The following is a 2,631-nucleotide window of genomic DNA, read 5'->3' on the forward strand; positions in this document are numbered from 1 at the left end:
AAGTTGACGGTTTACTCGTTATAGCTGACCACGCATGGGTATGATTGACGGGAGCCTTGCCAGCTAAATTATTATTTGGACTTGAAATCGCGTCGAAAACGCTTCATAATGTAGCCATCAAGGGAGTGAACATTATGGAAATCGGGAAAAGATTGGCTGAATGCAGACGAGCTTCCGGCCTAACACAACAAGAGGCTGCAAATATAATACATGTCTCAAGACAATGCCTTGGTAACTGGGAGAATGGAAAACGTGAACCCAGAATCGATGATATTGCGCAACTTTGTCAGTTATATGGAGTCACCCTAGATCAGCTTATAGAATGGCAAAATAAGAATTAGAAAGATATTCCCTGGTCAGTGTGATCAGCCCCTTGTGATATGATACCTCTAAAGCGGATTTTGGTTATTTACCTTATCTACTTTAGAGGTATCATATCAGTGATGACCGGGGTGATTTATTATTTATAAGTATGCTTTCTTTGATGTAGAATTTAATAATATTCTTAATTCCCATTTATTGGTCAATTTATAATATTTCAACCTGAACCGATAGTGGAATATTTCATCATTGGTAATGCCGGTATAACTGCTGAATAATCCCCAATTATTACATGTAAATATCTGTATATTTGTCCAGATATGTGCTATACCGGCTTCACATTCAAAACTAATCCTATATGGAATCATACGCCGCTTTATATCTGTATAATATTGACACGACACAGAATATGTTCCACTAAGTATAGGTGTTAATTGCAACAATCTACTCTTTTTCAAAATCCGGTATTGCTTTTCGATTGACTCTGTCATAAAGTCTTTCTCCATGTATTATCCCACCTCCATATATCCATCATATTTAGTTTTTCCACCGGATCCAATGGTAATTAATGGTTGCTTTTACAAATATTTACTCCCACAAAAAAGAGCACCCTTTCAGGTGCTCTCAAGTTTTTAAATTATAATAGTCTTGTTATCGTTTCCGAACCGCAGATATAGTCCACCTTAAGGTTTTGAATCTCCTGCCACAATCCGACAGCCAAACGGGTGTCGTTGCCGAAGCGTCCGTCTTCTGTCATCAGATGACCCAGCAGATCAATAATCTGGTCTCCAATCAGCTCATTCATCCGAATCTGAATCCAGTTGACCATCACGCCCTCTGATCCCACGCGGTACCAACCATCAGAGTATATCCCCGCCTTAAGAAGTATCTGCCCCGCGACATAATCTGTTTTGTTTCCTTTGAGTCCGTCAACCGTCAGAGGCTTCCCGTTTTGATCCCGGTATCCATCGCAGTTGGCCGCAAATTGGAAACTCTCTACAGTATCACTATATTTAAGACCATACGACGGGATCACCATGTCCGTATTGCCAGATCCTATGCCAGTATAAGCCCTGTACAGGATGTTGCAATCTACATTTCCGGATATCCCAGGAACCCGTCCGCGGCTCGTATACTGCCAGCCAGACATGCCCGATATAGACGGCTTAAACCGCTCTTCGGCCCGTCCGTTGTTTGAACCATACCTTGCGATCCACCAATCAACCGTATTAATGCTGGACACCGGCAACACATTTTTGTACCAATCCAGATTGCAATAGATCCCAGCCTGGTATCCTGCTGTTCTAATTGCGGATATAAAGATATTTGCTATGTCTGCCAGGCGACCACGGGATAATCCTCGCTGGCACTTGTCCTCCATGTCAAACCAGATTGGTAGTTCCAGTTTACGCCCCGCCAAGAGGGTCACAACCTGATCCGCCTCGCTCCTGGCCTGCGTTACGCTTGTGGCATAGCTATATTTGTACCCACCGATCGGTATACCGGCATCCTGGCACCCAGTATAGTTAGCCTCAAACTGATAGTCCGTTTTTCCGGATCCCCGTACCGTCCGCAGGATCGCAAACTGTACACCACCCTCGGCTACCTCTGGCCAGATAATCCGATCCTGATTATCACTTACATCTACACCAAATTTACTCATTATCCTGTTCCTCCCTATCAATTCTTGCCTTATCCTCCACCTGCTTTTTAATGTTTTTGATCAACGGCAGTAAAAATGGGGGCATAGTCACGCCAATATCTATCATGTTTTCCAGTATACTTATAATTTCGTTTGCGACCAGCCAAACTGCCACAACTGTAGCCACAACAAAAGGCAGCTGGATCCCGATTCCCATAAAATCCACGGCATAATTTAGTAATGTATCCACCATGGCCCCAACAATGACTAATAGCCACATACAAACCTTCTTAACGATTCCGCGTATACTCTTATAGCTTTTAATATTTTCCTGGCGATATTTTGCCGCCACCAGCCCGGTTCCGTAATCCATGACGTTACTCCCGACCAGCAAAAATACCGGTATAGCCAGAATTCCCATCCAACTCATAAATGCTGATATAGCGACGATTACTGCTCCTTTAACTTTACTCATCTTTCTTTCCTCTCTTTCATTTTTAGCATAATAAAACCGACCCCGAAGGATCGGTCGAAAATATATCAAATATTGTCCATCGCTTCTACATTCCATCTATCACCCCTTTCTGATTCAAATAATAATTTAGCGACCCATAAAACTTCGGGTGATCATGACAGTAGATATATTAAAAAATCAGGCAATGGTACGA

3 protein-coding genes are annotated in these 2,631 nt (G+C 42.6%); 1 reads left to right on the forward strand and 2 read right to left on the reverse strand.

Annotated features, from left to right (window positions below):
• Nucleotides 1-134: 134 nt before the first annotated feature.
• A complete protein-coding gene (locus KTH90_RS25555) occupies nucleotides 135-341 on the forward strand; it encodes a helix-turn-helix domain-containing protein (protein WP_408626310.1) in 207 nt (68 codons plus the stop codon).
• Nucleotides 342-958: 617 nt separating this feature from the next.
• Here the strand turns inward: KTH90_RS25555 and KTH90_RS24645 are convergent.
• Together KTH90_RS24645 and KTH90_RS24650 are read right to left on the reverse strand one after the other, a co-directional pair.
• Complete coding sequence (locus KTH90_RS24645; RefSeq protein ID WP_238727614.1) at nucleotides 959-1,984, reverse strand: GH25 family lysozyme; 1,026 nt, start codon at nucleotides 1,982-1,984, stop codon at nucleotides 959-961.
• Nucleotides 1,977-2,438, reverse strand: a complete 462-nt coding sequence (locus tag KTH90_RS24650; protein WP_238727615.1) for a phage holin family protein — start codon at nucleotides 2,436-2,438, stop codon at nucleotides 1,977-1,979. Before KTH90_RS24650 ends, KTH90_RS24645 begins: the two co-directional genes overlap by 8 nt.
• Between the last annotated feature and the right edge of the window lie 193 nt (nucleotides 2,439-2,631).

Origin of the sequence: Diplocloster modestus (genome assembly GCF_019042245.1) — a bacterium.
Lineage (GTDB): Bacteria > Bacillota > Clostridia > Lachnospirales > Lachnospiraceae > Diplocloster > Diplocloster modestus.